Consider the following 24,908-nt stretch of genomic DNA (forward strand, 5'->3'; position numbering starts at 1 on the left):
CTCGCGCGTTCAGGCCGGCACCACATATCCGACCGGGCCGGCCGCGATGCACACCGAAAGCGCGGCGGTGTCGGCTGTCACGGTTATCGCATTGCCGGCTCCGGCAAGCCGCACGTAAACCCGGTTCAGCCCGGGATGCACGGGCACTTTGACGTGCTCACCTTCCGACAGCGACATCGTGAGCGAGCCGTCGCTGTTGGCCAGGTAATTGATTTCGGCGGTCCAATCCGCAGGCAGCAGTGGGCCGTCGAGACCAAGCCGCACCGGGCTATCGGGCTGCACGAAATACCCGCACTGCGGCACCGGACCCGCCACGATCGTGCGGATCCACGCCACCCGCGCGTCGACCAGCCGACCAGAGCTGTCGAGCATGCGCAATTGCGTTGTGGCCGTTGCGAACTCCGGACGATCGGTCAGCAGCGCGAACATGTGGCTGGCCAGGTTCTCCGGCCACGCCACCCGCTGCAACACCAGCGGATCGACCTCCTGGTCCAGCATCGGCGCAGTCGACTGCGCATGCGCGGCAGACAGACCGCGGCGCGCATTTTGCAGGTAGGGCTGAGCGGGGTTGTCGCGCCACGACTTTGAGAACGTCGCGGTCGAGTAGCAGCTGCTGGCAACGAACAGCACCGCCAGGCCCGTCGTCGCAGCGCGACGCCGCGTGGACGCGTCCAACCACCGCGACCACGGGCGATTGGGCGCGCAGAATCCCACCGCGGCCAGCAGCGCGAACACCACAACCAGGTCGGGCAGGTAGCGCAACGCCTGGGCCAGCTCCAGCGCGGTGAACGGCGACGAGCGCATCAGGTAGATCGGTACCTGGCAGACGATGACGTAGCCGGCCGCGGCCAGCCACACCAGCGCGATGCGCTGCTTGCGGAGCAGCGTGACCACCAGCGCCGCGGCCAGCACCAGCCAGCCGATCACCCGCACCAGCAGCGGCGGTGTGGCCCACGGCGAGGCCGGCGCCCAGCGGTCCCAGACCCAGGGCCCGCCGACCAGCCCGGGCACGATCCCATGGGTGATCGAACGCCACAACAGATCGACCGTCATCGCCAAATCGGTGCTCCACCGCTGCTGGTTGACCACGACCAGATAGACCGCGACCCATCCGGCGGTCAGGGCCAGCGCGGGCGCCCACAACCGAATTCCAGCGCGCCAGACCGTCGTCAGCGCCGCCCGATCGCCCTGAACATGGCACAGCAGCGCAGTAATCGCGAACGCCGCGAACGGAATCACCGCAGCCTTCTCGAAGAACAACAAGCCACCCAGGTACACCAGCGCGCCCGTCACCGCATAGCGCCAGTTGCCGGTGCGCACCAGCAAAACCGCATCCGCGGTCACCCAGGCCAGTGCCGCCAGCATCGGCAGCGAGTTCAGCGCCGCCGCCCACCAGGCGAAGCCCGGAATGCCCAGCGGGGTGAACAGGGCGAACGTCAGCGGGACCAGCAGCACCGGCCGCCAGCCCAGGATGACCTGCAGCGCCCGCAACAGCGCCAGCGACGCCAACAGCTGCAGCGCCACCAGGCTGATCGCCGGCCCGATCCAGTTCAGCGGCGCCAGCCGGGTGATGACACCGCCCAGCAGGTACGCGCCCGGCATGAGGTGGCCGTCGTGGTCGTCGAACAGGTACGCCGCCGACAGCAGGCTGTGCGTGCCCGCCCGGCCGACCAGGATCAAGTCATCCCAGTAGAAGTAGCCGCCGAAGGCCAGCACCCCGCGTATCACCAACTGCACCGCGACCAGCGCGACGGCGGCCAGCGCCACTGCCGGAACCCGCCGGTATGGTGGGCCGGTGCGTGTACTGGTCACCGGGGCAGCCGGATTCATCGGGTCGACGCTAGTCGACCGCCTGCGCGCCGACGGTCACGCGGTGGTGGGGCTGGACAACTTCGCCTCGGGACGAGCCACCAACCTCGAGCACCTCACCGACGATCCCGAGTTCGCCTTCGTCGAGGCCGATATCGTGACCGCCGATCTGCAGGCCATCCTTGACGAACACCGACCCGAAGTGGTGTTTCACCTGGCCGCGCAGATCGACGTGCGGCACTCGGTGGCCGACCCGCAGTTCGACGCCTCGGTGAACGTCATCGGCACGATTCGGCTGGCCGAGGCCGCGCGCTCCGCCGGGGTGCGCAAAATCGTGAATACCTCGTCCGGCGGATCCATCTACGGCACCCCGCCCAAGTACCCGACCAGCGAGGCCGAACCGACCGATCCGGCATCGCCGTATGCCGCGGGCAAGGTGGCAGCGGAGATCTACCTCAACACCTTTCGGCATCTCTACGGGCTGGATTGCTCGCACATTGCACCCGCCAATGTTTATGGGCCACGCCAGGATCCACACGGCGAGGCCGGGGTCGTCGCGATCTTCGCCCAGGCACTGCTGTCCGGCAAGTCCACCCGGGTGTTCGGGGACGGATCGAACACCCGGGATTACGTGTACGTCGACGACGTGGTGGATGCGTTCGTCAAAGCGGCCGGGCCGGTGGGCGGCGGGCAGCGGTTCAACATCGGCACTGGCGTGGAACCCTCGGCCCGCCAACTGCATTCGGTGGTCGCCGCGGCGGTGGGCGCTCCCGACAACCCGGAGTTTTACCCGCCGCGGCTCGGTGATCTCAAGCGCTCATGCCTCGATATCGGTTTGGCCCAACGGGTTTTGGGCTGGCGCCCGCAGGTAGCGCTGGACGAAGGTGTGCGGCGCGCCGTCGACTACTTCCGGCACGCGCATTCTGATTAGCCCTGCTCGGGTGACTGCGCGCCCTTTAATGCGATCGCCCGGGCAAGTCGCGCGTAACGCAATTCCAGGTCCTTGAACCGCATGTAGGCGCTGAGCGTGGCGAAGACGAACGCGATGATCAGCGCGTACAACATCAGGTCGGTGCCCCGGTCCACCCCGACCCAGTGCGCCACCACCGTCGTGTCGTCAGGCCGCAGTACGGCATACACACCGCCCAGCACGAAGATCACATAACCGACCTTGACCCAGGCTCGTGACTGCGCGCGGCGCCGCGACCGCAGCAAGTAGACAAGCAGCGAGATGATGGATGCGATCAACAGAATCTGAATCCAGTTCACCGTGACGTCCTTCCGCGCAGGAACCCGTCGAAGATGATGTTCACGCCGTTGAGCAGTGGTTGTCCCTTGGACTTGGAGTATTCGGTGTACAACACCTCGACAGGCTCTTCGGTTACCCGCCAACGGTTTTCGGCGACCAGCATGATGAACTCGCTGGCGTGGCTCATCCCGCTCATGGTGATGTCCAGCCCGTCGGCAACCGTCTTGTTGAACACCCGCAGGCCATTGTTGGTGTCGGTCAGGCCCAGTCGGCGACCACGCGGACTCAGCCAGGCGGCGGTCTGCAGCACGATCCGTTTGGCCAGCGGGGGCCTGCTGACCCCGTGGCCGAAGCGGGTTCCGATCACCACGTCGACGTCACCACGGGCCAGCCGGTCGACCATCGTCACCGCGTCTTTGACCCGGTGCTGACCGTCGCCGTCGAACGTGACGAATACCTGCGCGCCCGGTTGCGCCCGCGCGTACTCGACACCGGTCTGGATGGCCGCGCCCTGACCCAGATTCACCGGGTGGCGCACCAGATGAGCACCGGCCCGCAACGCATCCTCACCGGTGCCGTCGGTGCTTCCGTCGTCCACACACACCACGTGATCGAAGACCGACCGGACATCGGCCATCACCTCGCCGATGACTGCAACCTCGTTGAAGGCCGGAACGATGACCCACACGTCGGGGTAACCCATTTCGACAGCACAACTTACCTGGAAATTTGGCTGGGAATGAATTACCCGGCCGGGCGGGCCAGCGCCGTGAGGTGCACACCGATACCGACCAGCGGCCCGCACATCAGGGCGATGACGGTGCGGGTCTCCAGCGGCAGCGGCAACAACAACAGCGCCGTGGCCGCCACGGTAGCGCTCACCCAGCCCACCGCATATGCGCGATGCAATGCGGCGGCGACCGCGGCCGCACCGGTGAGGGTCAGCATGGCGATCGTCACCGCCGCCGCCGTCAGCCACGCCAGCAGCACGCCGCCGGCGTCGTAGGCCGGGCCGAACCCGACCCGAAGGATCCACGGGCCGACCAGGGCGGCAGCCGGCACGCCGACGGCGCCGATACCGGCGACCAGCAGCGCCGGCGCGATCAGCGCCCGCAACCGCTGGGTGCGCGCGTCCACAAAGTGCGCGATCAGATTGCCCTGCATCGCGGTGAGCGGCACCAGCAGTGGCGCGCGGGTCAATGTCACGGCAAGGATCACCACGCCACCGGCCGCGCCCAGCTCAGCCGAAGTCGCCTTGAGCAGCACCGGGAAACCCATCACCAAGATGGCGCTGGCACCGGCCGCGGTGATCGAATGCGCGGCGCCCCGCAGGAACGTCGCGGTTCCCCCGGGCGTCAGCAACCGGGCGGCTGCGCGGGCGGTGGGCGCCACCGCCAGCATGATCAGCCACGCAACCGCGCCGGCGACCGTCGCCCACAGATATCCGCCCAGACCCCACCCGAGCACGAAGGCGGCCACGGCGACCCCCACCCGGATCACGGCGTCGGCCACCATCAGTGCGCCGTAGTGCGTCCAGTGGTCGGCGCCGGCCAGCATGCCGAGCAGGGTGGTATGCACGCAGAATCCGGCCAGCCCGACGCTGAGCAGACCCACCGAGAGCCAGCGCTCGCCGGTGAACACCTGGCTGCTCCACAGCGGCGAGCTGGCGGCGATCACCACCGCCGCCCCGGCCCCGACCATCCCCGCCACCTGCAGCGGGCGGGTACGGCCACCCGCGGCGATCTCGGTGTAGGGCGTCGCGCGGACCTCCCGGGTGGTTTCCTGCAGCAACCCGTTGGCGGCGCCTGTCACCAGGCCAAACGCACCCCAGAACACGGCGAAGACGGAGAATCCGGCCGGAGCCAGGTCCCGTGCCGCCAGGTAGACCACCGCGTAGCCGCACAGGGCGGTCAGCACGGTCGCCAGCCCGACTCTGGCGACGCTGCCGCGAGCGACCGGCCCGGTCGACGCTTGAGCGGGGACCTCCGGCATCGCCACGGTTCGAAAATACTCAGAGCAGGTCACCTTCCCGCCATCCGCTGGCAACCTGCAATTGAGACAGTGGGCGGAAGAAGGGGTATCCCGTGCACGTGACGCTGTTGGAGTGGATCGCCGTTTTCGGCGTGATGATCGCCGTCCTGCTGTTTGACGTGGTGGTTGTTGCGCGCCGGCCGCACGAGCCGACGGTGCGTGAGTGCGCTCTCGCGTTGTCGGCCTACATCGGGCTCGCCGTGATCTTCGGGATCTGGGTTTGGAGCTCCCACAGCCACGAGTTCGGGCTGGAGTTCTTCGCCGGATGGCTCACCGAGTACAGCCTGTCGATCGACAACCTGTTCATCTTCATGGTCCTCATGGCGAGTTTCAATGTGCCCAAGGCGTACCAGCAGGAAGCGCTGTTCGCCGGGATCGTGATCGCGTTGGTATTCCGTGGCATCTTCATTGGTCTTGGCGCAGTGGCGATTCGAGAGTTCGAGTGGATCTTCTACGTCTTTGGCGTCTTTCTCATCTACACCGCCGTCAAACTGGGACGCCAGGCCGGGTTCGACGACAGCACCGACAACGCGGTCGTGCGATTCGCGCGCAGGCATTTCAGTACCACCGACGACTGGGACGGCCTCAAGCTCTACGTCAAAGACGGCGCCAAAAGACTGATGACGCCTATGTTTCTGGTCATCTTGGCGCTGGGCGCCACCGACTTGATATTCGCCGTTGACTCCATTCCCGCCATCTATGGCCTCACCAGCGAGCCGTATTTGGTGTTGGCCGCCAACGTGTTCGCACTGATGGGCCTGCGGCAGTTGTATTTTCTGCTCGGCGGCTTGCTGGAACGGCTGGTCTACCTGTCCAAGGGTCTCGCCGTGATCCTGCTTTTCATCGGGGTGAAGCTGGTGCTGCACGCCTTGCACGGCAACGATTTGTGGTTCATCAACGGCGGCAAGCCCCTCGAGGTGCCTGAGATCCCAACGCTGCTCAGCCTCGCTGTCATCGTGGTGACTCTCGCGATCACGGCGGCGGCCAGCCTCTATAAGACCCGTGTCAAAGACGTCAAAGACAAAGACAGCGTCGGTGTAGCCATGGACCGCAGCGGGTAGCCGACTCCGGTCGTCACCGACCAGGAGGGAAGCGGCAATGGGCAACTTCGGCGACTACCAATATCGGTTCTACCAAGCCGGCGTTCTCAACAAAACTTCATCATTTCCGTTCACATTCAGCGAGTGGGAACACCGCGCCAGGGAAAACATGAACCCGCTGATCTACGGCTACGTCAAAGGCGGCGCCGGTGACGAGCACACCCAGGACGCCAACGTCGCCGAGTTGCGCCGGTACGGCTTTACGCCCCGGATGCTGCGGGACCGCAGCGACCGCGACATGTCGGTCACCTTCTTGGAGCGCAGGCTGCCGACGCCGGTCTTCCTGTGCCCGGTCGGGGTGCTCGGCAACATCCGGCCGGAGGGGGACTTGGAGGCGGCACGGGTCTGCGCCGAGCTCGACCTCGTCGGAATGTATTCCACTTTGTCGTCGGCAACGCTGGAAGAAGTTGCCGACGCACGGGGCGACTCATTGGGGATTTTCAGCTCTACCCGACCGCTGACGAGAAGCTCACCGAAAGTTTCGTCAGGCGAGCCGAGCAGGCAGGGTACGACGCCATCGCGGTCACCGTGGACTACGGAATCGTGGGCTGGCGACCGCGGGATCTGTCACATGGGTTCATGCCGATGATGCGCGGCGACTGCATCGCCAACTACACCTCCGACCCCCGTTTCCTCGAATTGGCCGGGGTGACAAGCGAAAAGGATCTCGACCCGATGCACGCGGGCGCGGTGTGGCTGGAAGTCTTCGCCAATCCCAGATTCACCTGGGATGACATCACCTGGGTACGGCAACTCACCGAATTACCATTGATCGTCAAGGGAATTTGTATGCCTGACGATGCCGCCCGCGCCAGGCAGCTGGGTGTCGACGTCATCGCCTGCTCCAATCATGGTGGGCGCCAAGCCAATGGCGGTGTCCCCGCGATCTGCCATCTGGAAACAGTTCTCGACGCGGCCGGTGATCTGCCGGTGACTTTCGACTCGGGAATTCGTGACGGTGTCGACGTGCTGCGCGCTATTGGCCTGGGTGCAGCGCTGGTCGGCATCGGCCGACCGTACGCTTACGGCCTGGCGGTCGGTGGGCGTGAGGGTCTGCGGACGGTGGTGTCGCAGATCTTGGCGGAGGCCGACTTGACGATGGCCGTCGACTGCTACACCGATCTGACTCAACTCGCCTTGGAGCGGCTGGACTAACTTCTCACGCCTCGATCTGGCCGGCAATGCGTGCTTCGATGCTGGCGCGGACCGGCGCCGGCAGCACGAGCAGGCCGTCGAGCTCCTTGCTCGCCCGGGCATAGGCGCTTTGGCGCTCCTGCGGGCTGGCCGCACTGTCTTGGGCCAGGTGCAACAAATTTTGGGCCCGAGCCAATCGCTGCTGGTCGTCAGCGGAGAAGTCGCTCCGACGCCGCCGGATCGCTTCGGCCTCGGCGACCTCGAACGCGGCGATGTATTCGTGTACGGCGTCGCGGTAGTCCAGTTGCGCGCTCCGGTCTTCGAGCATGTCCTCGAGGCGTTCCGGACGCAGCAAGTCCGCGCGCCGCTTGGCCTTGTGAAATGCAATCGTCAGCGGATTGCGCATGTCGGTCATCATCGGAAAGTCGAGCAGTTTGGCGATATCCATTTCGTAGTCGAACCAGCGCGCGTTGGTGCGGTCATGTTCGGCGATGAGCTTGCTCAGCTCCCGGCGATAGCTCTGCTCATTGCTTCGGTTTCGCGCCGACGCTTCTGCGATCGCGATCTTGGCCTGCTGCTTCAGTCGATATCGCTCGAGCCGTCGCTCGGCGCGGCGCTCGTTGGCCGCCGCGATGGTGCGCACAGCCCCACCGATCACACCGCCAAGCGGGAATATCAACCACCAGAAGTTCGCGGCGAAGTGCACGACCGGGCTCACAATGCCAGGATGCCATCGCCATCAGTCACGGGTTCACGACCAGGGCGGTGACGTCGCGGACCCACCGGTCCAGGGTCAGGTTGGCTCCGGTGAGCTTGAGGGTGTGTCGTTTGGTGATGTCCAAGATGACGTCGTTGGTCAGCTCGGCGGCGCTGAGCGTCTGAGCCGGGTCGCGGCCGTCGACCCGCACAACGATGACGCCGTCGGCGTGTGCCGCGTCGAGCACGGAACGCACGGTGGGCCCCTTTTGGACCTTGGCGCCCCGAGACTGCGGCGTGGTGATCTCGACCTGGGGAAGTCCTTGTAGCTGGCGCACGGTGAAGTGGGCGAGTGCCCGGCTGCCCTGCTGCACCACCAGTGATTCGTCGGTTTCCGACGCGTCGCAACCGCTGACCCCGATGCCGGCAATGACGGCAATCACCATGATCGCCGGCGCCAGAAGCCGAAGTGTCACGGTTCGCATGGTCACAGCCTATTGCCAGCCGGATATCGCATCCAAGGAATGTATCCGGAGTAAAGTTCCGCACGTGCGGTTGTATGTGGGCAATAACGGGTCGTATCGCGTACCGACGGCGATGCGGCAGCCGGCGAATAGCGTGGTCGTCGCTCGTGAGGTCGGCTTCCCGGTGCTGGCGCTGCTGGCGATCGTGGTGTCTTTGGATGCGCGGATGCCGTTGGGGCTGCCCGGGCACCGGGGACTGGTCTGGCTGACCCTGCTGGTGGCGGTGGCCATGGTGACGCGCACCCGACCGACGGTGATTGCGGTCGGGACGGGCTCGACTTTTGCGGCGCTGATGCTGCACGCCGGCCCGGGTGATCACGCCAGTTTGCGCTACCTGGCCGCAGCGGTGTTGCTGTATGTGGTGGCCGGAGCGCCGATAGTGCGTGAACGGCGCTGGTTACTTGCATTCGCGGCCGCGCCGATCCACCTGGTTGCACTCGTGGGCATACAGGTCTGGGCCGGGATGGCCGAAAAGGTGTTGTTCCACTTGGGTTTCGGTTTGGTGGCGGGATTGCTTGGCTGGGCTATCGCCACCGGAATCGACTGGGGTGCAACGCCTTTGGCGCCAGCGCCCCGGAAGGAGTAATTGCGATGACACTGCAAGTCGTTCCCGAGGGTTTAGCTGCGGCCAGTGCGGCCGTCGAGGCAATCGCCGCCCGGTTGGCGGCCGCGCATGCCGGGGCGGCGCCGCTGATCACCGCGGTGGTACCGCCGGCGGCGGATGCGGTATCGACGCAGTCCGCGGCGATGTTCAGCGCGCGTGGGGCCAAGCATGAGTCGGCGGCGACCCAGGGGGTCGAAGTGCTGGGCCGCGCCGGTGTCGGGGTGAACCTGGCCGGCGCAAATTATTCGGCCGGCGACGCCGCGGCGGCCTCGACGTATCTGGGTGCGGGCCACTGACAATGCTCACGCCGGTGTGGATGGCATTTCCGCCGGAGGTGCATTCAGCGCTGCTGAGCAGCGGTCCGGGCCCGGGTCCATTGTTGGCCGCCGCGTCGGCGTGGACGTCGCTGAGCACCGAATATGAAACGGCGGCAAGCGAACTGACCGCCACCCTGACGGGCGCTCAGGCTGCCTGGGACGGCCCGACCGCCGAACAGTATGTGGCGGCACACGTGCCGTATCTGGCGTGGTTGGGATTGGCCGGCGCCGTCAGCGCCGAGACGGCGGCCCAGCATGAAGCGGTGGCCGCCGCCTACACAGCGGCGTTGGCGGCCATGCCGACGTTGGCGGAATTGGCCACCAACCACATCGTTCACGGCATATTGGTGGCCACGAATTTCTTTGGCATTAATACGATTCCGATCGCGCTCAACGAAGCCGACTACGCGCGGATGTGGACCCAGGCGGCCACCACCATGAGCACCTATCAGGCGATCGCGGAGCCGGCCAGCGCCGGGAGCGGCGCCGGCGGCGGTACGGGTGCGGGCGGCAACGGTAGTGGCGGAGGACCCGGCAGTGGCGGCGGAGGGGGCAACGGCGGCGGTGGCGGGTCATTTCAGTTGCCCACGCCGGCTGAGATCTGGCAGATGCTGTTCGGGCCGAACGGCGAGCAGATTCCCGGGCAGGGCCAACCCAACTGGGACCCTTCGCAATACCTGCTGAACCTGTCGAACTTCTTCAACGGCAACCAGCAGGCCCTGCTGTGGCTACAGGAGAATTGGCAAGGGCTGCTCGACCCCTCGCAGTCCTCGCAGCTGATCTCCTTCTTCGTCGCCTGGCAGACGTATCGCGCCGTCAACTGGACGCTGCGAACGCTGCGGTTCCTCATCCAGGAGCTGCCGCTGTTGAGCGCGGTCGGGTTGAGCATGGCGATCCCGAACCTGGGCGGGCTGGTCAATCTCGGCGGCCTGGCCGGGCTGTCGGGACTGGCCGGTCTGAGCGAGGTCGCTGCTCCGAGCGTCGTCGCGCCGCTCCCACAACCTGTGACGTCCGGCGTTGCGCCGCCGACGATTTCGGTGACGAGCGGCGCTGCCCCGCCGGTGCCGACGCTCCCGACGGCACCGGCGGCGTCGGCCGTCTCGGCGACAGCGGTCGCTTCGGCCGCCGCACCGCCGCCGACCCCGCCCGTCCCACCGACACCGGTCACCGGTGCGGAAGGTTTCGGCTATCTGGTGAGTGGTCTTGGCTTGAGCCGTGATTCGGCATTGGCGACGCGGTCTAAATCCGCGGTCCCGGCCGCCGAAGCCGCCGCGACCGCGCCGGCCGCGACCGCAGCGCAGCCACAGCACGTGTGGCTACGTCGACGACGTGGCGGTATCGACCTGCCCGGCTATCGCTACGAGTACCTGCAGGCCGACGACAGTATGGGCGCTGGGCAGTTGGGGTTCGCCGGGACTGTGTGCCGCTCGGATGTGCAAGCGGGCGGGCTGGTCACCCTGGGCGGCCAGGAAATTCCGGATAGCCCGAGCATGCCGATGCTGCCGGACAGTTGGGAAGGCCAAGGGCGCCTTCAGTGACCACTGGACTTGAACCGCTCGATTGAGCGCTGCACTTCGGCTTCGGCCTCGGCGCGTCCGACCCAGTGCGCCGTCTCGACGTACTTGCCCGGCTCCAGCGCCTTGTACTGCGAGAAGAAGTGCTTGATGACGTCGAGCTCGAACGCGGGAACGTCGTCGATGTCTTTGATGTGGTCCCATCGGGTGTCGCCGGCGGGGACACATAGCACCTTGTCGTCGCCGCCGGCCTCATCGGTCATCTGGAACATGCCGACCGGTCGCGCCGCCACCAGCACGCCCGGGAAAACCGGCTCGGGCAACAACACCATGGCGTCGAGCGGGTCACCGTCCTCGCCGAGGGTGTCCTCGATGAATCCGTAGTCGGCGGGGTACATCATCGAGGTGTAGAGATAGCGGTCCAGCCGGACCCGGCCCGTCTCGTGGTCCACTTCGTACTTGTTTCGCTGGCCCTTTGGGATCTCGATGGTCACGTCGAACTGCACCGGTTCGGCTCCTTCAGGCTTCGTGCGGGGTGTCACCGCTCGTCGGCGGACGTCGGAGGTCCACCCTAGTAGAGCAAGGTGGTTGGCAGAATGGGACCAGACAGTCAGGAGAGACATGCGTCCCACTCGGTGGCGGCGGTCAACCTACCTGCTCGTGGGGGCGGCCGTGCTTGCGATAGTTGCCGTTCTGGTGGCGGCGGGCGCGTTCTTCACGGCGACCGGCCGTGGGCCCGGCGCCAGCCAGACCATGCCGGCACCAGCACCGGTCACCGCGAAACCCGGGGTCGTGCCGGTATCCGACGATGCGCCCATGCCGACCACAAGCGGGCTGGCCGCGACGCTGGCGGAGGTGGCGGCCGATCCCAATCTGGGCACGCTGGGCGGACGGGTTACCGACGCGATGACGGGCAAGGAGCTCTGGCAACACCAGGACGAGCTGCCGTTGCAGCCGGCGTCGACCAACAAAACCCTCACCGCCGCCGCCGCGCTGCTCGCATTGGACCGCAACGCCCGGGTCACCACCAAGGTCGTCGCGGCCGACCAGCCGGGGGTCGTGATCCTGGTGGGAGGTGGTGATCCAACGCTGTCCGGCGCAGCGCCCGGCCAGGTGACTTGGTACCGCGGCGCGGCCCGCATGAGCGATCTTGTCGATCAGGTCCGTCGCAGCGGCGTGACACCGACCGCCGTGCAGGTGGACACTTCGGCTTTCAGCGGTCCCACGGTGGCTCCCGGCTGGGACCCCGGCGACATCGAGGGCGGCGACGTCGCCCCGATCGAGTCGGTGATGCTCGACGGCGGGCGGGTGCAGCCGGCCACCGACCAATCCACCCGTTCGCACACCCCGGCGCTGGACGCCGGCCGTGCGTTGGCTATCGGGTTGGGTATCAACCCGGCGAAGGTGACGCTGGCCGCCCACCCGGCACCCGAGGGTGCGCGACAGCTGGCCGCCGTGCAGTCCGCGCCGCTGATTCAGCGGCTGCAGCAGATGATGGATGCCTCCGACAACGTGATGGCCGAGTGCATCGCCCGCGAGGTTGCCGCCGCCATGGGCCGGCCGCGCAGTTTCACCGGTGCGGTCGACGCGGTGACCAATCGGTTGAGCACCGCGCACGTCGACACCAGCCATGCCATGCTGCGCGATGCCAGCGGGCTGTCGGTCGACGACCGGCTGACCGCCAAAACGCTTGATTCGGTGGTGCAGGCGGCTGCCGGACCGGATCAGCCGGCGTTGCGGCCGCTGCTGGATCTGCTACCGATCGCCGGCGGCAGCGGCACGCTGTCCGACCGTTTCCTTGATCCCACCTACCGGCCCGGCCCGGCGACGGGCTGGTTGCGGGCCAAGACCGGCTCACTGACCGCCGTCAATTCGCTGGCCGGAGTGGTCACCGACGCCAGCGGGCGGGTGCTGACCTTCGCGCTGATCTCCAACGATGCCGGCCCAACCGGCCGTATTGCGATCGACAACCTGGCCGCGGCTCTATGGTCGTGTGGATGCGCGACGTGACGGCACCCGAGCTGACCGTCGGACGTGCCGTCGATTGGCAGTTCGCCGCCACCGTGGGCGAACGGCTGGCGCGGCCCGGTCCGCCGTCGACCGACTACACCCGTCGGCAGGTGATCGACGACTTGGCCAATGCCGCCAAAGCGGCCGAACCGCCGGTGCGCGACGTCACCGGTTTGGACACCAGCGATGTGGTGCCCGACGCCCGCATCGTCGACCGGGCGGCGTGGGTGCGCGCGGCCGCCGAGTCGATGCGCGTGATGACGGGCGGCACCGACCAGCCGCGCGGCTTCATTACCGGGCGACTCACCGGCGCGCAGACCGGCGCAGTGCTCGCGTTCGTCGCCTCCGGCATTCTCGGACAGTACGACCCGTTCGCCGCCGGCGACACGGGATGTCTGCTGTTGGTGTATCCCAACGTGTTGGCGGTCGAGCGCCAATTACGGGTTGAGCCTTCCGATTTCCGGCTGTGGGTGTGCCTGCACGAGGTCACCCACCGGGTGCAGTTCACCGCCAACCCGTGGCTTTCCGACTACATGTCCCAAGCGCTTGGCGTGCTCACTCAGGAAAGCGGTGACGACGTTGCCCAGGTGATCACCCGGCTGGCGGGCTTCGTCCGCGGCCGCGCCGAGTCGTCGGACGGCGGTCCGCACTCGACCGGGGTGCTGGGCCTGGTGCGCGCCGTGCAGTCCGAGCCGCAACGCAACGCTCTCGATCAGCTGCTGGTGCTGGGCACGTTGCTGGAGGGCCACGCCGACCATGTGATGGACGCCGTCGGACCATTGGTGGTGCCGTCGGTGGTCACCATCCGTCGCCGATTCGACGACCGCCGGCAGCGCAAACAGCCACCGCTGCAACGCCTTCTGCGGGCGTTGCTGGGTATCGACGCCAAGCTCAGCCAATACACCCGCGGCAAGGCGTTCGTCGACCAGGTGGTGAAGCGGGTCGGGATGGAACGATTCAACGTCGTCTGGTCCAGCCCCCAGACGCTCCCGCTGCCGGACGAGATCGAGCATCCCGAGCGATGGATCGACAGGGTTCTGTAACAGCGCTTCGCCGTGTCGTCGCCTCCTATGTGAAGGAATATCTGCCGACCGCGAAGCGGTGGTGTGTGGCGCTGTCCGGAGGCCCGGATTCGTTGGCGCTCACCGCCGTCGCCGCCGCAATGCTGCCGACCACCGCGCTGATTGTGGACCACGGCTTACAAACCGGCTCGGCCGAGATCGCGGTCACCGCACACTCGCAGGCGCTAGGGCTGGGATGCGTTGATGCGCAAGTGCTTTCCGTCGAAGTGAGCGGCGACGGCGGCTTGGAGGCGGCGGCCCGCGCGGCCCGCTACCGGGCGCTGGAGGACGCCCGGAAAGATCAGCCGGTGCTGCTGGCCCACACGCTCGACGATCAGGCGGAAACGGTGCTGCTCGGGTTGGGCCGCGGTTCGGGTGCCCGCTCGATCGCCGGGATGCGCCCGTTCGACCCGCCGTGGTGTCGACCGCTGCTGGGAGTACGGCGCAACGTCACCCATGCCGCCTGCGCAGAGCTAGGGCTGACGGCATGGCAGGACCCGCACAACACCGACCGTCGCTTCACCCGCACCCGGCTGCGCCACGAGGTGCTGCCACTGCTGGAAGACGTGCTCGGCGGCGGGGTGGCCGAGGCGCTGGCCCGCACCGCGACGGCACTGCGGGAGGAAACCGACTTCATCGATGCCCTGGTCGAAGAGGCGCTGACCGCCACGGTCACCGCCGACGGGCTGGACGCCCGCGCGTTGGCGGAGCTGCCCGACCCGATCCGCCGCGGAGTGATCCGCAGCTGGCTATTGGCCGAAGGTGCGGTCGGGCTGACTGATGACCAGATCCGCAGAGTCGACACGCTGGTCACCGCGTGGCGGGGTCAAGGCGGGGTAGCGGTCGGTTCAAAGCTGCGCGGGCAACGGTTGTTCGCTGGTCGTGAGGGCGATGTGCTGAGGCTGCGGCCCGAGCCCATCTAGCGGCGCGGCGGAGCCGGGCGCTGGGGGCACCCCCAGCCCCGTAGGGGCGAGGGGGACGGGTCGCCGCCCGACAACTTAGGCTGTGGGCGTGGCCGAGCTCTATTCGGGGGACATCAAGTCGGTGTTGCTTACCGAAGAGCAGATCCGGCAGCGCACCGTCGAGCTCGGTGCACAGATCGAAGACGACTACCGCGACGTGATCGCCGAGGGTGGTCAAGACCTGCTGCTGATCACCGTGCTCAAGGGCGCGGTGCTGTTTTGCACCGACCTGGCGCGCGCGATCGCGCTGCCGACCCAATTCGAGTTCATGGCGGTCAGCTCTTACGGGTCGTCGACGTCGTCGTCGGGGGTGGTGCGCATCCTCAAGGATCTCGACCGCGACATCAACGATCGCGATGTGCTGATCGTCGAGGACGTCGTCGACTCCGGTCTGACGTTGTCTTGGCTGCGGCGCAACCTGGCCACCCGGCGGCCACGGTCGCTGCAGGTGTGCACCCTGTTGCGCAAGCCCGACGCGCGGCGCGCCAACGCCGACATTGCCTATGTGGGCTTCGATATTCCCAACGAATTCGTCGTCGGGTACGGACTGGACTACGACGAGCGCTACCGCGACCTGCCGTACATCGGAACCCTGGACCCGCGGGTTTATCAGGACTAACGCTTAGTGCAGCTCCCAGTTCAGGGTCACTGAGAAGTTCACCGTCTGCTGGCCGGGTTGCAGCGGAACCTCGGTCGACATGGCGCCGCGCGGCATCGGCGACGGCGGTGGGGTGGAACCGGAACTCTCCGAAATCGACAGCACCTTGCCCAGTTTGAGCCCGGACAGCTGCGCGTACTGCTCGGCCCTGTTCTTGGCGTCCTGGAACGCACGTGCCCGCGCGTCCTTCACCAGCTGCGAGTCATCGGCGATCGAATAGCTGACCGAATTGATCCGGGTCGCGTCGCCCCCGGTCTCGACGATGACGGCCAGCAGGTGCGACGCCGCGTCCGTCTTGCGGATCTTGACCCGGATGGAGTTGGCCGCGCGATAGCCCGTGATGGTTCCGGGACTGCCGGCGTATTGCGGTTGCAAGGTGACGTCGGTGGTGCTGATGTCCTTGCTGTCCACACCGGCGTTGGTCAGCGCGCGGATGACGGCCTGCTGGCGGTCGTTGGTCCTGTCCATCGCCGTGGTGACGTCGGGCGCGACGAACTCGATGGCGACGTCGGCGGTCAGGGTGTCCGGCACACCCTCCACGTGGCCGGCGCCCACGACTGTCACCTGCCGCGGATTGTCTTTGACCGGAGCAGAATCGCCGTCACATGCCGATAGCGTGGCGGCGGCGAGGATCAACGCGACGACAAGACGGAGCATGACAGGCACCCTATGCGAGGATTGCCAGTCATGACCGTCACACCGGAAAGAGCGCTCGCCAACGCCCTCGAGCCCTTCGCGGGACAGGTGTACTTTGCGCCGGAATGCCACAGCGGCTATCAGGCACTCGGGTTCGGGCCCAGCCCCGGCAAGACGGGCGAGGTCGAGATGCCGGACGGTGCGGCCTACTTCTGCAGCCGCGGCTCGGTGATGGGACAGGTGCCCGGTGAGGTGGTTGCCGCGGCTTTCGCGGTGTTCAACCCGGCGGTCGTGGTGCCGGCGGTCACCAAGGGATGGACGCTGACCGACGTGGAAACGCTCTGTGCGACACGAACCGACGGTGCGGTGCGCCAACTGCATCGTGTTCTCGGCGCTGAGCCAGACGGCGTCGGCCGTGTGCTGGAGCTGCTCCGGCGGGCCACTGAACGGTTGCCGTTGGCCGGCAAGCCGCTCTTTTCAGGTCTGGTCGCCCAGGGCCTGCCTGGTGAACCGTTGGCAGACGCCTGGCGTTTGGCCGACGAGCTGCGTGAGTACCGCGGCGATGTCCACGTGAATGTCTGGACCACTGCCGATTTCGACGCTGTGGAGATCGGCCTGATCACCGAGCTCTACTGGGGATTGCCGCTGCGCAGCTACATACGCACCAGAGCCTGGACCGACGACGACCTCGCTGCGGGGGAGGAACGCCTGCAATCGCGCGGACTGATCCGCGATGGTGCGCTCACCGACGCCGGCCGGGAAGCGCGGGAGGCCATCGAGGTTGCCACCGATGCGGGATGTGCGCCGATCACTGCCGCATTGGCTGACGACCTCGACGAGCTGATCGACCTCGTCGGTGGGTGGTCGCGACAGCTGCAATCAGCGGGCGGCTACCCGGCTGCTGGGCCGCACGACCTTGCCGCGCTGGCAAAGCGCTAACCATTCACCGTTGAGATTGCGCTTCAGTGCAGTTGTCTGAGCGAAATCACGACCCTGCGCGCAATCTCAACGTAGAGCCGTAGCCGGCTTGGTGGCCCGGATGATCGCGGAATGCATGCCGTCGGCGACCCGATGCGTAAAGGTCACCGACGCGTCGATGAATCCGGCTGCCGCCAACCCGTCGAGGTACTCCTGTTGGGACAGGGCGCCCGCAATGCAGCCGACGTAAGAGCCACGTTCGGATCGGTCGGCTGAGCTGAGCTGATTTTCGGCGACGACATCGGAGATTCCGATCCTCCCGCCGGGCGCCAGAACTCGGAAGATCTCGGCGAAGACGGTGGGCTTGTCCACCGAGAGGTTGATCACGCAGTTGGAGATCACCACGTCGACAGCGGCATCCGGTAACGGGATGTCTTCGATTGTGCCCCTGAGGAATTCGACGTTAGTGACGCCGGCTTTGGCCTTGTTCGCCTCCGCGAGAGCAAGCATCTCGTCCGTCATGTCAACGCCGTAGGCGAATCCGGTCGGCCCCACCCGTTTCGCCGACAGCAGCACATCCATGCCGCCGCCAGAGCCGAGGTCGAGGACCCGTTCGCCTGCCCGCAGTTCGGCGACCGCCGTCGGATTGCCGCAACCAAGGCTCGCAGCGACGGCCTCGGCGGGCAGCTCGGCCTGCTCGTCGGCGCTGTAGAGGGTGGCCCCGAAGATCTCCTCGAGATCCGCTGGCCCGGATGAGCCGCAACAGCTGTCCGCGGTGAGGAGTTCGGTATCGCCGGCGGTGATTGCCGTGGCCGCTTCGGCGTAGCGGGACCTCACCTGTTCCTGAAGTTCGGCGTCTGGCTTCGTCATTTTCGTAACCTTTGCATCGATGACTGTCTATATGACATGCAGAATGGCCTATAGATCGATGTTTGTCAATATGTGTGGCAGAATCGTTCCATGCTGGTCACGGATCTATCCGCTTGCTGCCAGCCGGTCACCGGCGGCGTCCTCGACAGCGCAGCCGCCGAGCGGCTCGCGGCCGTGCTCAAGGCGTTGGCCGAGCCGACCCGCCTGCAGCTGGTGTCGATGATTGCCGCGCATGAGAACGCCGAGGCGTGCGTTTGCGATCTGACCGAACCCGTGGGCCTATCCCAGCCCACCGTCTCGCATCACCTCAAAGTTCTCGTCGACGCAGGTTTGGTCGAGCGTGAGCAACGCGGTAAATGGGCGTACTACCGACTCGTCCCCGGCGCCCTGGACACGCTGGCCGCGATACTGACCGGTTCCAGTCGCCGCTGAATTTCGTTGTCTGCCCGCGCAATGCGCGAGCCACTGTCACCCGCCGGGCGGAGTGGAGTTCGGGCTTGTCGGCGTGGTGTCTTCGCTGGTCGGTGTGCTGCTGGTGCCAGCAGACGCGTTGTTGTTGCATGCCGAGCGGAGCACCGTGCTGGCCGGACTTTGGTTCATGGCGTTCTGCTCAGCCTCTTGCACCGTGGCACCGATATCGCCGAAATACTGGTCGTTGTTTTTGACAACCGCGCCGCAGTCGGGGGACTTGAAGGAGACCAGCACGTTACAGGTGGCATCGCCCTGTTGGCAGTCATTGGTCGCCGCCAAGTTGGCCAGGTACAAATTCGGCTGATTCGTCGCCACCCCGATGGACTTTCCGTCGATCGAGACGGCGATCGCGCCCCAGCCTTCATCATCGGCGTAGGCGGCTGGGGCCGCAGCCAAACCGAGTGCCGCGACCACCGCGCCGCCGGTCATAAAGATCGCGGCGGGCATCCGAAAGCCCGTTAGCATCATGGCATTTCTCCCTCTTTAACGGGGTATGGGTTGGTATGCAATGAATTCGATTTGCGGTCGAGCGGCGCGGATCTGCGCCGGATCACACCCTGTTGATGGCGCTCTGCCCAATCAACCCGATGGCACCCCCTTCCGATTCGAGGGCTAAAACGCAGGCTAGCTAAAGTCCGTCGGCTGGCGCTAGACCCCCTCAAGGGGTGACGAGAATTTTGCAGTGTCGCTCGGGATCGGCCAGGTCGTCGAACGCGTCCCCGACCCCGTCGAGGCCGACCTCGCCGGTGATCATCGGCCGCACGTCGATGTCGCCTTCGGCGATCGAGCGCAGCGATTCGGCAAACTCGGTCGGGTCATAGGCAAGCACGAACTGCACGTTGATCTCTTTGGCGATCGCGAAGAACGGATGCACGGTGTCCGGCTGCATGCACACCCCGGCAACGACGATGCGGCTCCCGGGCGGAATGCGGCGCATCACGTCGTCGATGATCCCGGGCACCCCGACGGCTTCGAAGACCACCTTCGGGTTGACGGTGTCGAATGGTGAGCCCTCGGCGGGGTCGATCGTATCGCTGGCGCCCATCGCGGCGGCAAGTTGACGTCGTTTCGGTGAGAAGTCCGCCGCCACAATGGTTTCGACGCCGCGGATACGCAATGCTGCGATGATGGCGATTCCGATCGGACCGCAGCCCAATACCAACGCGGTTTCACCCTGCGCAATGGCCGACTTGTTCACTGCGTGCAGGCCGACCGCCATGGGTTCAGTCAACGCGGCATGCTTAGGGTCCAACCCATTGGGAATCGGCAACAGCAGCGGCGCCGAGAGCAGCATCCGTTCGGCATAACCACCGAGTGTGGTGTTGGAGTAGACGATCGGCTCGAAGCCGCTGGGGGACGCCAGCACCGGAATCGACGTTACGAGAGTCCCCGGTGCATGGGTGTCGGTGTCGGGTCCGGCTTCCAGGACCTCGGCGCTGAATTCGTGGCCCATGAAAACGTCGCTCTGTAGGTCGACGGTCGGGGCACCAACACCCATTTGCTCTGTCATAGACAGCATCTCGTCGCCGTGCGCGGCGAAATGCAGATCGGATCCGCAGATTCCGCACGCGCGCACCGAAACCAGCACCTGACCGGGGCCGGGAACGGGATCGGGGACGTCATCGCGGAACACCATGCGCCGGTCGCGCAGTACCGCGGCGCGCATCAGGCCTGCTCGCTTTCCAGCTTCAGCTCGTCGGTGTGTTCGTTGATGGCCTTGACCACCGCCTCGCCGGCCCGGCCCAACAGCTGATCGCGCATACCGCGAGCCCACTCGTGGGATGCCCGCGGTGCTTCGAGTTGTCCCTTGAAATGCGGAATCACCTTGCGGGCGAACAGTTCGTACGAGTGATAGGTGGCTTGCGGGGAAGCCCAGTCGTGACCGAGCAGCAGGAAGGTGCCGAAGCCACCGGACCGCTCCACCAGATCCTCGATATAGGCGATGCAATCGTCCGGCGTGCCGATACAGCAGTTCCCTTTGGCTGCATAGTCTTCGACGAACTCGTGCGGTGACTGGGCGCCCTCGACCAGATTGGCCAACGGCACAAATCCGGCCGCACCGAAGTACATCGCGAAATCCTGCAACCCGTAGGTGCAGTCGTCGATCGCCTGATCCCGGCTGTCGGCCAGGTGCACGATGCCCAGGATCCGCCAGTTGGCCCGGTCGGGTTCGTCGCGGCCAACCTTCTTGGCCTGCTCGCGGACGATCTCCCAGGTGTTCTCCACCGCCGCGTAGCCACCGGGCACCGACATCGACAGCGACAGCAGTGACGTGCCCATTGACCCCGCGAGTCGGGGACCGGACGGTGAAATCATTGCTGCCGTGGCGATTTCCGGATACGGCCAGGTGTAGGGCCGGATGTGCAGCTGCGCGTCTTGAAGCGTGAACCAATCGGAGTGACGGCTGATCCGCTCGTCGGGCGCGGCGCGAAACAGCGCCAGGATCGCCTCCAACGACTCTTGCATCATCCGCCGCTGCTCGACGGGGTCGATGCCCATCATGTAGGCGTCCGACGGCAGCGCGCCCGGGCCGGTGCCGAACATCACCCGCCCGCGAGTCAGGTGATCGAGCAGCACCCACCGGTCGGCGACCATCAACGGATGGTGGTACGGCAGCGACACCACACCGGTGCCCAGCCGAAGGTGCTTGGTGCGCTCGGCCGCCGCGGCGATGAAAACCTCCGGGCAGGCGATCAGCTCATAGCCACCTGAATGGTGCTCACCGAACCAGGCTTCGTCGAAACCCAGCCGGTCCAGCGCCACCACCCGATCCATGTCGTATTCCAGTGCCGCCGTGGGGGATTGGCCGGTCGGGTGGAACGGGGTGATGAACACCCCGAAGTTCAGTGGGCGGTTCACTTCAGCTCCAATCCAGATAGGAAGTCCAGTAACACCTCGTTGACCCGGTCCGGTTGTTCCTGCTGCAGCCAGTGGCCGGCCCCCTCGATGATCACCTCGTGGTACGGGCCCGTCACCACTTCGGTCGCGCGGTCGCGGCGCATGAATCCCAGCACGGGATCGTCGGCGCCGGCGACGAACATCGCCGGCACCGTGATGGTCGCCGACACCGGGTTGGCCAGGATCTCCCAGTTGCGGTCGAGGTTTCGGTACCAGTTCAGCCCGCCGGTGAAGCCGGTGCGGGTGAACTCGCGGATGTAGTGGTCGAGCTCCTCGGCGCTGATCCAGCTCGGCAGGCCGTCCGGTTCGGGCAACCGCTCGACGAACCCCGCCGGACCCGGTTGCAGCATGCGCGCGGCGGCTTCGTGATCACCCGGTGGCCGCAGGCCCGCCATCATGCGCCGAATGGTCTTCGCGGGATCGGCGCCCAGTTCGGCGTCGGCTACCCCCGGCTCCTGGAAATAGAGCATGTAGAAGAAGTTCTCGCCGAACAGCTCACGGAACGCCTGCGTCGGCGGCACCGCCGCGCGCGGCACGGCCGGAACACTGAACCCGGCCACTGCGGCCACTCGGTCCGGGTGCAGCTGGGCCGAACTCCACGCGACCGGGGCGCCCCAGTCGTGGCCGACGAACACCGCCCGCTCGGCGCCGACGTCGTCGAGCAGCCCGACCAGATCGGCGCTCAATTCGGCGATGTTGTAGTCGGAAATCGCGTCGCGCCTACTGGAGCGCCCGTACCCGCGCTGATCAGGGGCCAGCACGTGATACCCGGCGGCGGCGAGTACCGGGATTTGGTGGCGCCACGAGTAGGCGAGCTCGGGGAACCCATGCGCTAAGACGACGACGGGCGAGCCGCGTTCCCCGGCTTCGATGGTGTGCAGGCGCACACCATTGGTTTCGATGGTGCGTTCAGTCGAGGGCACAGTATCGGGCACGTGTCTCACCAAAGCACAAGCTCCGCCACCCGGGAAGGTGTTGGGAACCTTCGTTCGTTGATCTAACAGTATGCCGACGGGGGCGCGCCGGGTCAGAGGCCCGGACGGTAACCTGGATATTCGAGCTGCGCGTATCGGGAAGGACCTGGCCGGGCACGGCCGATGATTGATGAACCGAAAAAACGTGATCCGGACACTGACGGCGATCGCCGTGGTGTTGCTGCTCGGCTGGTCGTTCTTCTACTTCAGTGACGACACTCGCGGGTACAAGCCCGTCGACACTTCGGTGGCGGTCGCGCAGATCAAGGCCGACAACGTCAAGAGCGCCCAGATCGACGACCGCGAGCAGCAGCTGCGGTTGACCCTGAAACAGGCCAACAAGGACACCGACGGGTCCGACAAAGTCATCACCAAATTCCCCAGCGGATACGCCGTACCGCTGTTCGACGCATTGAGCAGCAAGAACACTCAGATCGCCACGGTGGTCAACCAGGGCAACATCCTGGGATCGCTGCTCATCTATGTGCTGCCGCTGCTGCTGCTGGTCGGGCTGTTCGTGATGTTCTCCCGCATGCAGGGCGGAGCCCGGATGGGTTTCGGCTTCGGCAAATCGCGGGCCAAGCAACTCAGCAAGGACATGCCCAAGACCACATTCGCTGACGTGGCCGGCGTCGACGAGGCGGTCGAGGAACTCTACGAGATCAAAGACTTCCTGCAGAACCCCGCCAGGTATCAGGCGCTGGGCGCCAAGATCCCCAAGGGCGTGCTGCTCTACGGCCCACCCGGGACAGGTAAGACGCTGCTGGCGCGCGCGGTCGCCGGGGAGGCCGGGGTGCCGTTCTTCACGATCTCCGGGTCGGACTTCGTCGAGATGTTCGTCGGCGTCGGCGCCTCCCGGGTCAGAGACCTGTTCGAGCAGGCCAAGCAGAACAACCCCTGCATCATCTTCGTCGACGAGATCGACGCCGTCGGCCGCCAGCGCGGCGCCGGCCTGGGCGGCGGCCACGACGAGCGCGAACAGACGCTCAACCAGCTGCTGGTCGAGATGGACGGTTTCGACCCGCGCGCCGGCGTCATCCTGATCGCGGCTACCAACCGCCCCGACATCCTGGACCCCGCGCTGCTACGGCCCGGCCGCTTCGACCGCCAGATCCCGGTCTCCAACCCGGATCTCAACGGTCGCAAAGCGATTCTGCGGGTGCACTCGAAGGGCAAGCCGATGGCCCCCGACGCCGACCTCGACGGGCTGGCCAAGCGCACCGTCGGCATGACCGGCGCCGACCTGGCCAACGTCATCAACGAGGCCGCACTGCTGACCGCGCGCGAGAACGGCACCGTGATCACCAGCGCGGCCCTGGAGGAGGCGGTCGACCGGGTGATCGGCGGACCGCGCCGCAAGGGCCGACTCATCAGCGAGCAGGAGAAGAAGATCACCGCCTACCACGAGGGCGGGCACACGCTGGCGGCCTGGGCGATGCCCGACATCGAACCGATCTACAAGGTGACGATCCTTGCCCGTGGACGCACCGGCGGGCACGCGGTCGCGGTCCCCGAGGAGGACAAGGGTCTTCGCACCCGCTCGGAGATGATCGCGCAGCTGGTGTTCGCGATGGGCGGTCGGGCCGCCGAGGAGCTGGTGTTCCGCGAGCCGACGACCGGTGCGGTATCCGACATCGAGAAGGCCACCCAGGTTGCCCGGGCGATGGTCACCGAGTTCGGCATGAGCTCACGGCTGGGTGCGGTCAAATACGGCACCGAACACGGCGACCCGTTCCTGGGCCGCACCATGGGCACTCAGCCGGACTACTCGCACGAGGTGGCCCGCGAAATCGACGAGGAGATCCGCAAACTCATCGAGGCCGCCCACACCGAAGCCTGGGAGATCCTCACCGAATACCGCGACGTGCTCGACACGTTGGCCGGCGAACTGTTGCAGAAGGAGACGCTGCACCGCGCGGAGTTGGAGGCGATCTTCGCCGACGTCGAAAAGCGCCCGCGACTAACCATGTTCGACGATTTCGGTGGCCGCGTCCCGTCCGACAAGCCGCCCATCAAGACTCCCGGCGAGTTGGCCATCGAGCGCGGCGAGCCCTGGCCCAAGCCGGCGCCCGAGCCCGCGTTCAAGGCTGCGATCGCTCGTGCGTCACAAGAAGCCGCTCAGGCCGAGGCCGAACGGGCTACCAACGGAGCCAACGGTTCCCACGATCCGCGGCAGCCGGTTGCACCGCATGCACAACAACCTGACTACGGGGCGCCCGCCGGATGGCGTGCTCCCGGGTGGCCCCCGCCTCCGCAGCCGCCCACTTACTGGTACCCGCCGCCGGGATCGCAGCCCCCGCATTGGCCGCAACCACCGCAGCATTACGGTGGTCATCCGGGCCAGCCAGCGCCGCCTTACCCGCCATACCCGCCGCCTGGTAAGCCGACGCCGGAGGCCGGCCCGCCCCCTGACCAACAAAGTGGGGACCCGAGCCGGTCTAACCCGCCCGCGCGCGGCTGAGAATACGGGGC

At 66.5% G+C, this 24,908-nt stretch carries 25 protein-coding genes and 1 pseudogene; 13 read left to right on the plus strand and 13 right to left on the minus strand.

Annotation, left to right across the window (positions count from 1 at the left end; genetic code table 11):
• Positions 1 to 9: 9 nt before the first annotated feature.
• Positions 10 to 1,830 carry a hypothetical protein gene (locus MSP7336_RS07470; protein WP_113963410.1) on the minus strand — a complete coding sequence of 607 codons (1,821 nt, stop codon included), beginning with the start codon at positions 1,828 to 1,830 and terminating at the stop codon, positions 10 to 12.
• Here MSP7336_RS07470 and MSP7336_RS07475 point away from each other — a divergent pair.
• The gene (locus MSP7336_RS07475; protein WP_113964823.1) at positions 1,796 to 2,740 is read left to right on the plus strand and encodes an NAD-dependent epimerase/dehydratase family protein; all 945 of its coding nucleotides are present in this window, start codon (positions 1,796 to 1,798) and stop codon (positions 2,738 to 2,740) included. The genes MSP7336_RS07470 and MSP7336_RS07475 overlap by 35 nt on opposite strands.
• Here the strand turns inward: MSP7336_RS07475 and MSP7336_RS07480 are convergent.
• From MSP7336_RS07480 to MSP7336_RS07490, 3 genes are read right to left on the minus strand one after another with little or no spacing between them, the layout of a single operon-like run.
• Positions 2,737 to 3,078, minus strand: coding sequence for a DUF2304 domain-containing protein (locus tag MSP7336_RS07480; RefSeq protein ID WP_113963411.1), 342 nt, complete (start codon positions 3,076 to 3,078; stop codon positions 2,737 to 2,739). The genes MSP7336_RS07475 and MSP7336_RS07480 overlap by 4 nt on opposite strands.
• Positions 3,075 to 3,761 (minus strand): glycosyltransferase family 2 protein, encoded by a 687-nt coding sequence (locus tag MSP7336_RS07485; protein ID WP_113963412.1) that lies wholly within the window; start codon positions 3,759 to 3,761, stop codon positions 3,075 to 3,077. Before MSP7336_RS07485 ends, MSP7336_RS07480 begins: the two co-directional genes overlap by 4 nt.
• Positions 3,762 to 3,802: 41 nt before the next feature.
• Positions 3,803 to 5,050, minus strand: coding sequence for a polysaccharide biosynthesis protein (locus MSP7336_RS07490; RefSeq protein WP_113964824.1), 1,248 nt, complete (start codon positions 5,048 to 5,050; stop codon positions 3,803 to 3,805).
• Between the two features lie 92 nt (positions 5,051 to 5,142).
• On the opposite strand from MSP7336_RS07490, the gene MSP7336_RS07495 reads away from it, so the two are divergent.
• Both MSP7336_RS07495 and MSP7336_RS07500 read left to right on the plus strand, forming a co-directional pair.
• A complete protein-coding gene (locus tag MSP7336_RS07495) occupies positions 5,143 to 6,150 on the plus strand; it encodes a TerC family protein (protein ID WP_069394713.1) in 1,008 nt (335 codons plus the stop codon).
• Positions 6,151 to 6,187: 37 nt separating this feature from the next.
• Positions 6,188 to 7,344, plus strand: a pseudogene (locus MSP7336_RS07500) (alpha-hydroxy-acid oxidizing protein).
• 4 nt (positions 7,345 to 7,348) lie between these two features.
• On the opposite strand, the gene MSP7336_RS07505 reads toward MSP7336_RS07500, so the two are convergent.
• Together MSP7336_RS07505 and MSP7336_RS07510 are read right to left on the minus strand one after the other, a co-directional pair.
• Complete coding sequence (locus MSP7336_RS07505; RefSeq protein WP_181786630.1) at positions 7,349 to 8,041, minus strand: hypothetical protein; 693 nt, start codon at positions 8,039 to 8,041, stop codon at positions 7,349 to 7,351.
• 25 nt (positions 8,042 to 8,066) lie between these two features.
• Positions 8,067 to 8,465 carry a hypothetical protein gene (locus tag MSP7336_RS07510; RefSeq protein WP_181786948.1) on the minus strand — a complete coding sequence of 133 codons (399 nt, stop codon included), beginning with the start codon at positions 8,463 to 8,465 and terminating at the stop codon, positions 8,067 to 8,069.
• A 103-nt stretch (positions 8,466 to 8,568) separates the two neighbouring features.
• Between MSP7336_RS07510 and MSP7336_RS07515 the strand changes: the two genes are divergently transcribed.
• From MSP7336_RS07515 to MSP7336_RS07525, 3 genes are read left to right on the plus strand one after another with little or no spacing between them, the layout of a single operon-like run.
• On the plus strand, positions 8,569 to 9,129 hold the full coding sequence (locus MSP7336_RS07515; RefSeq protein ID WP_244917434.1) for a hypothetical protein: 561 nt from the start codon (positions 8,569 to 8,571) through the stop codon (positions 9,127 to 9,129).
• 5 nt (positions 9,130 to 9,134) lie between these two features.
• Positions 9,135 to 9,443: a PE family protein gene (locus MSP7336_RS07520; RefSeq protein ID WP_113963416.1), complete on the plus strand. Its 309-nt coding sequence runs from the start codon at positions 9,135 to 9,137 to the stop codon at positions 9,441 to 9,443.
• Between the two features lie 2 nt (positions 9,444 to 9,445).
• A complete protein-coding gene (locus MSP7336_RS07525; protein ID WP_181786632.1) occupies positions 9,446 to 11,002 on the plus strand; it encodes a PPE family protein in 1,557 nt (518 codons plus the stop codon).
• On the opposite strand, the gene MSP7336_RS07530 is transcribed toward MSP7336_RS07525, so the two are convergent.
• On the minus strand, positions 10,996 to 11,484 hold the full coding sequence (locus MSP7336_RS07530; protein ID WP_069394924.1) for an inorganic diphosphatase: 489 nt from the start codon (positions 11,482 to 11,484) through the stop codon (positions 10,996 to 10,998). The two genes, MSP7336_RS07525 and MSP7336_RS07530, sit on opposite strands and share 7 nt — an antisense overlap.
• A gap of 115 nt (positions 11,485 to 11,599) precedes the next feature.
• Between MSP7336_RS07530 and dacB the strand changes: the two genes are divergently transcribed.
• The 4 genes from dacB (at position 11,600) to hpt (ending at position 15,630) form a co-directional block, all read left to right on the plus strand.
• Positions 11,600 to 12,988, plus strand: coding sequence for a D-alanyl-D-alanine carboxypeptidase/D-alanyl-D-alanine endopeptidase (gene dacB / locus MSP7336_RS07535; protein WP_113963417.1), 1,389 nt, complete (start codon positions 11,600 to 11,602; stop codon positions 12,986 to 12,988).
• Positions 12,976 to 14,031: a zinc-dependent metalloprotease gene (locus tag MSP7336_RS07540; RefSeq protein WP_244917435.1), complete on the plus strand. Its 1,056-nt coding sequence runs from the start codon at positions 12,976 to 12,978 to the stop codon at positions 14,029 to 14,031. The genes dacB and MSP7336_RS07540 overlap by 13 nt, the downstream gene beginning before the upstream one ends.
• A complete protein-coding gene (tilS, locus tag MSP7336_RS07545; RefSeq protein WP_113963419.1) occupies positions 14,010 to 14,972 on the plus strand; it encodes a tRNA lysidine(34) synthetase TilS in 963 nt (320 codons plus the stop codon). Before MSP7336_RS07540 ends, tilS begins: the two co-directional genes overlap by 22 nt.
• A gap of 82 nt (positions 14,973 to 15,054) precedes the next feature.
• Positions 15,055 to 15,630: a hypoxanthine phosphoribosyltransferase gene (gene hpt, locus MSP7336_RS07550; RefSeq protein ID WP_069394720.1), complete on the plus strand. Its 576-nt coding sequence runs from the start codon at positions 15,055 to 15,057 to the stop codon at positions 15,628 to 15,630.
• A 3-nt stretch (positions 15,631 to 15,633) separates the two neighbouring features.
• Here hpt and MSP7336_RS07555 read toward each other — a convergent pair whose 3' ends face one another.
• Positions 15,634 to 16,326, minus strand: coding sequence for an SIMPL domain-containing protein (locus MSP7336_RS07555; RefSeq protein WP_113963420.1), 693 nt, complete (start codon positions 16,324 to 16,326; stop codon positions 15,634 to 15,636).
• Between the two features lie 30 nt (positions 16,327 to 16,356).
• On the opposite strand from MSP7336_RS07555, the gene MSP7336_RS07560 reads away from it, so the two are divergent.
• Positions 16,357 to 17,244: an SCO6745 family protein gene (locus MSP7336_RS07560; protein ID WP_113963421.1), complete on the plus strand. Its 888-nt coding sequence runs from the start codon at positions 16,357 to 16,359 to the stop codon at positions 17,242 to 17,244.
• A 66-nt stretch (positions 17,245 to 17,310) separates the two neighbouring features.
• On the opposite strand, the gene arsM is transcribed toward MSP7336_RS07560, so the two are convergent.
• Complete coding sequence (gene arsM / locus MSP7336_RS07565) at positions 17,311 to 18,093, minus strand: arsenite methyltransferase (RefSeq protein WP_113963422.1); 783 nt, start codon at positions 18,091 to 18,093, stop codon at positions 17,311 to 17,313.
• A 90-nt stretch (positions 18,094 to 18,183) separates the two neighbouring features.
• On the opposite strand from arsM, the gene MSP7336_RS07570 reads away from it, so the two are divergent.
• On the plus strand, positions 18,184 to 18,525 hold the full coding sequence (locus MSP7336_RS07570; RefSeq protein ID WP_113963423.1) for an ArsR/SmtB family transcription factor: 342 nt from the start codon (positions 18,184 to 18,186) through the stop codon (positions 18,523 to 18,525).
• 36 nt (positions 18,526 to 18,561) lie between these two features.
• Here the strand turns inward: MSP7336_RS07570 and MSP7336_RS07575 are convergent, their stop codons facing one another.
• From MSP7336_RS07575 to MSP7336_RS07590, 4 genes are all read right to left on the minus strand, one after another.
• Positions 18,562 to 19,032, minus strand: a complete 471-nt coding sequence (locus tag MSP7336_RS07575; protein ID WP_113963424.1) for a DUF4189 domain-containing protein — start codon at positions 19,030 to 19,032, stop codon at positions 18,562 to 18,564.
• A 190-nt stretch (positions 19,033 to 19,222) separates the two neighbouring features.
• A complete protein-coding gene (locus tag MSP7336_RS07580; RefSeq protein WP_069394733.1) occupies positions 19,223 to 20,230 on the minus strand; it encodes a zinc-binding dehydrogenase in 1,008 nt (335 codons plus the stop codon).
• Positions 20,230 to 21,423, minus strand: coding sequence for an LLM class flavin-dependent oxidoreductase (locus MSP7336_RS07585; protein WP_069394734.1), 1,194 nt, complete (start codon positions 21,421 to 21,423; stop codon positions 20,230 to 20,232). The genes MSP7336_RS07580 and MSP7336_RS07585 overlap by 1 nt, the downstream gene beginning before the upstream one ends.
• On the minus strand, positions 21,420 to 22,397 hold the full coding sequence (locus tag MSP7336_RS07590) for an alpha/beta fold hydrolase (protein WP_269749322.1): 978 nt from the start codon (positions 22,395 to 22,397) through the stop codon (positions 21,420 to 21,422). Before MSP7336_RS07590 ends, MSP7336_RS07585 begins: the two co-directional genes overlap by 4 nt.
• Positions 22,398 to 22,566: 169 nt before the next feature.
• On the opposite strand from MSP7336_RS07590, the gene ftsH reads away from it, so the two are divergent.
• Positions 22,567 to 24,897 carry an ATP-dependent zinc metalloprotease FtsH gene (gene ftsH / locus MSP7336_RS07595; RefSeq protein ID WP_069394736.1) on the plus strand — a complete coding sequence of 777 codons (2,331 nt, stop codon included), beginning with the start codon at positions 22,567 to 22,569 and terminating at the stop codon, positions 24,895 to 24,897.
• Positions 24,898 to 24,908: the final 11 nt, after the last annotated feature.

The organism is Mycobacterium shimoidei, assembly GCF_900417275.1.
In the GTDB taxonomy this organism is placed as follows: Bacteria; Actinomycetota; Actinomycetes; order Mycobacteriales; family Mycobacteriaceae; genus Mycobacterium; species Mycobacterium shimoidei.

Excerpts from the sequence above, each read along its gene's own strand:
- MSP7336_RS07490 (WP_113964824.1), bottom strand. The coding sequence starts at position 5,050 with ATGCCGGAGGTCCCCGCTCAAGCGTCGACCGGGCCGGTCGCTCGCGGC.
- dacB (WP_113963417.1), top strand. The coding sequence starts at position 11,600 with ATGCGTCCCACTCGGTGGCGGCGGTCAACCTACCTGCTCGTGGGGGCG.
- MSP7336_RS07555 (WP_113963420.1), bottom strand. The coding sequence starts at position 16,326 with ATGCTCCGTCTTGTCGTCGCGTTGATCCTCGCCGCCGCCACGCTATCG.
- MSP7336_RS07575 (WP_113963424.1), bottom strand. The coding sequence starts at position 19,032 with ATGATGCTAACGGGCTTTCGGATGCCCGCCGCGATCTTTATGACCGGC.
- MSP7336_RS07560 (WP_113963421.1), top strand. The coding sequence starts at position 16,357 with ATGACCGTCACACCGGAAAGAGCGCTCGCCAACGCCCTCGAGCCCTTC.
- ftsH (WP_069394736.1), top strand. The coding sequence starts at position 22,567 with ATGAACCGAAAAAACGTGATCCGGACACTGACGGCGATCGCCGTGGTG.
- MSP7336_RS07525 (WP_181786632.1), top strand. The coding sequence starts at position 9,446 with ATGCTCACGCCGGTGTGGATGGCATTTCCGCCGGAGGTGCATTCAGCG.
- MSP7336_RS07540 (WP_244917435.1), top strand. The coding sequence starts at position 12,976 with ATGCGCGACGTGACGGCACCCGAGCTGACCGTCGGACGTGCCGTCGAT.
- tilS (WP_113963419.1), top strand. The coding sequence starts at position 14,010 with ATGGATCGACAGGGTTCTGTAACAGCGCTTCGCCGTGTCGTCGCCTCC.
- MSP7336_RS07510 (WP_181786948.1), bottom strand. The coding sequence starts at position 8,465 with ATGGTGATTGCCGTCATTGCCGGCATCGGGGTCAGCGGTTGCGACGCG.
- arsM (WP_113963422.1), bottom strand. The coding sequence starts at position 18,093 with ATGACGAAGCCAGACGCCGAACTTCAGGAACAGGTGAGGTCCCGCTAC.
- MSP7336_RS07570 (WP_113963423.1), top strand. The coding sequence starts at position 18,184 with ATGCTGGTCACGGATCTATCCGCTTGCTGCCAGCCGGTCACCGGCGGC.
- MSP7336_RS07485 (WP_113963412.1), bottom strand. The coding sequence starts at position 3,761 with ATGGGTTACCCCGACGTGTGGGTCATCGTTCCGGCCTTCAACGAGGTT.
- MSP7336_RS07520 (WP_113963416.1), top strand. The coding sequence starts at position 9,135 with ATGACACTGCAAGTCGTTCCCGAGGGTTTAGCTGCGGCCAGTGCGGCC.
- MSP7336_RS07470 (WP_113963410.1), bottom strand. The coding sequence starts at position 1,830 with ATGAATCCGGCTGCCCCGGTGACCAGTACACGCACCGGCCCACCATAC.
- MSP7336_RS07580 (WP_069394733.1), bottom strand. The coding sequence starts at position 20,230 with ATGCGCGCCGCGGTACTGCGCGACCGGCGCATGGTGTTCCGCGATGAC.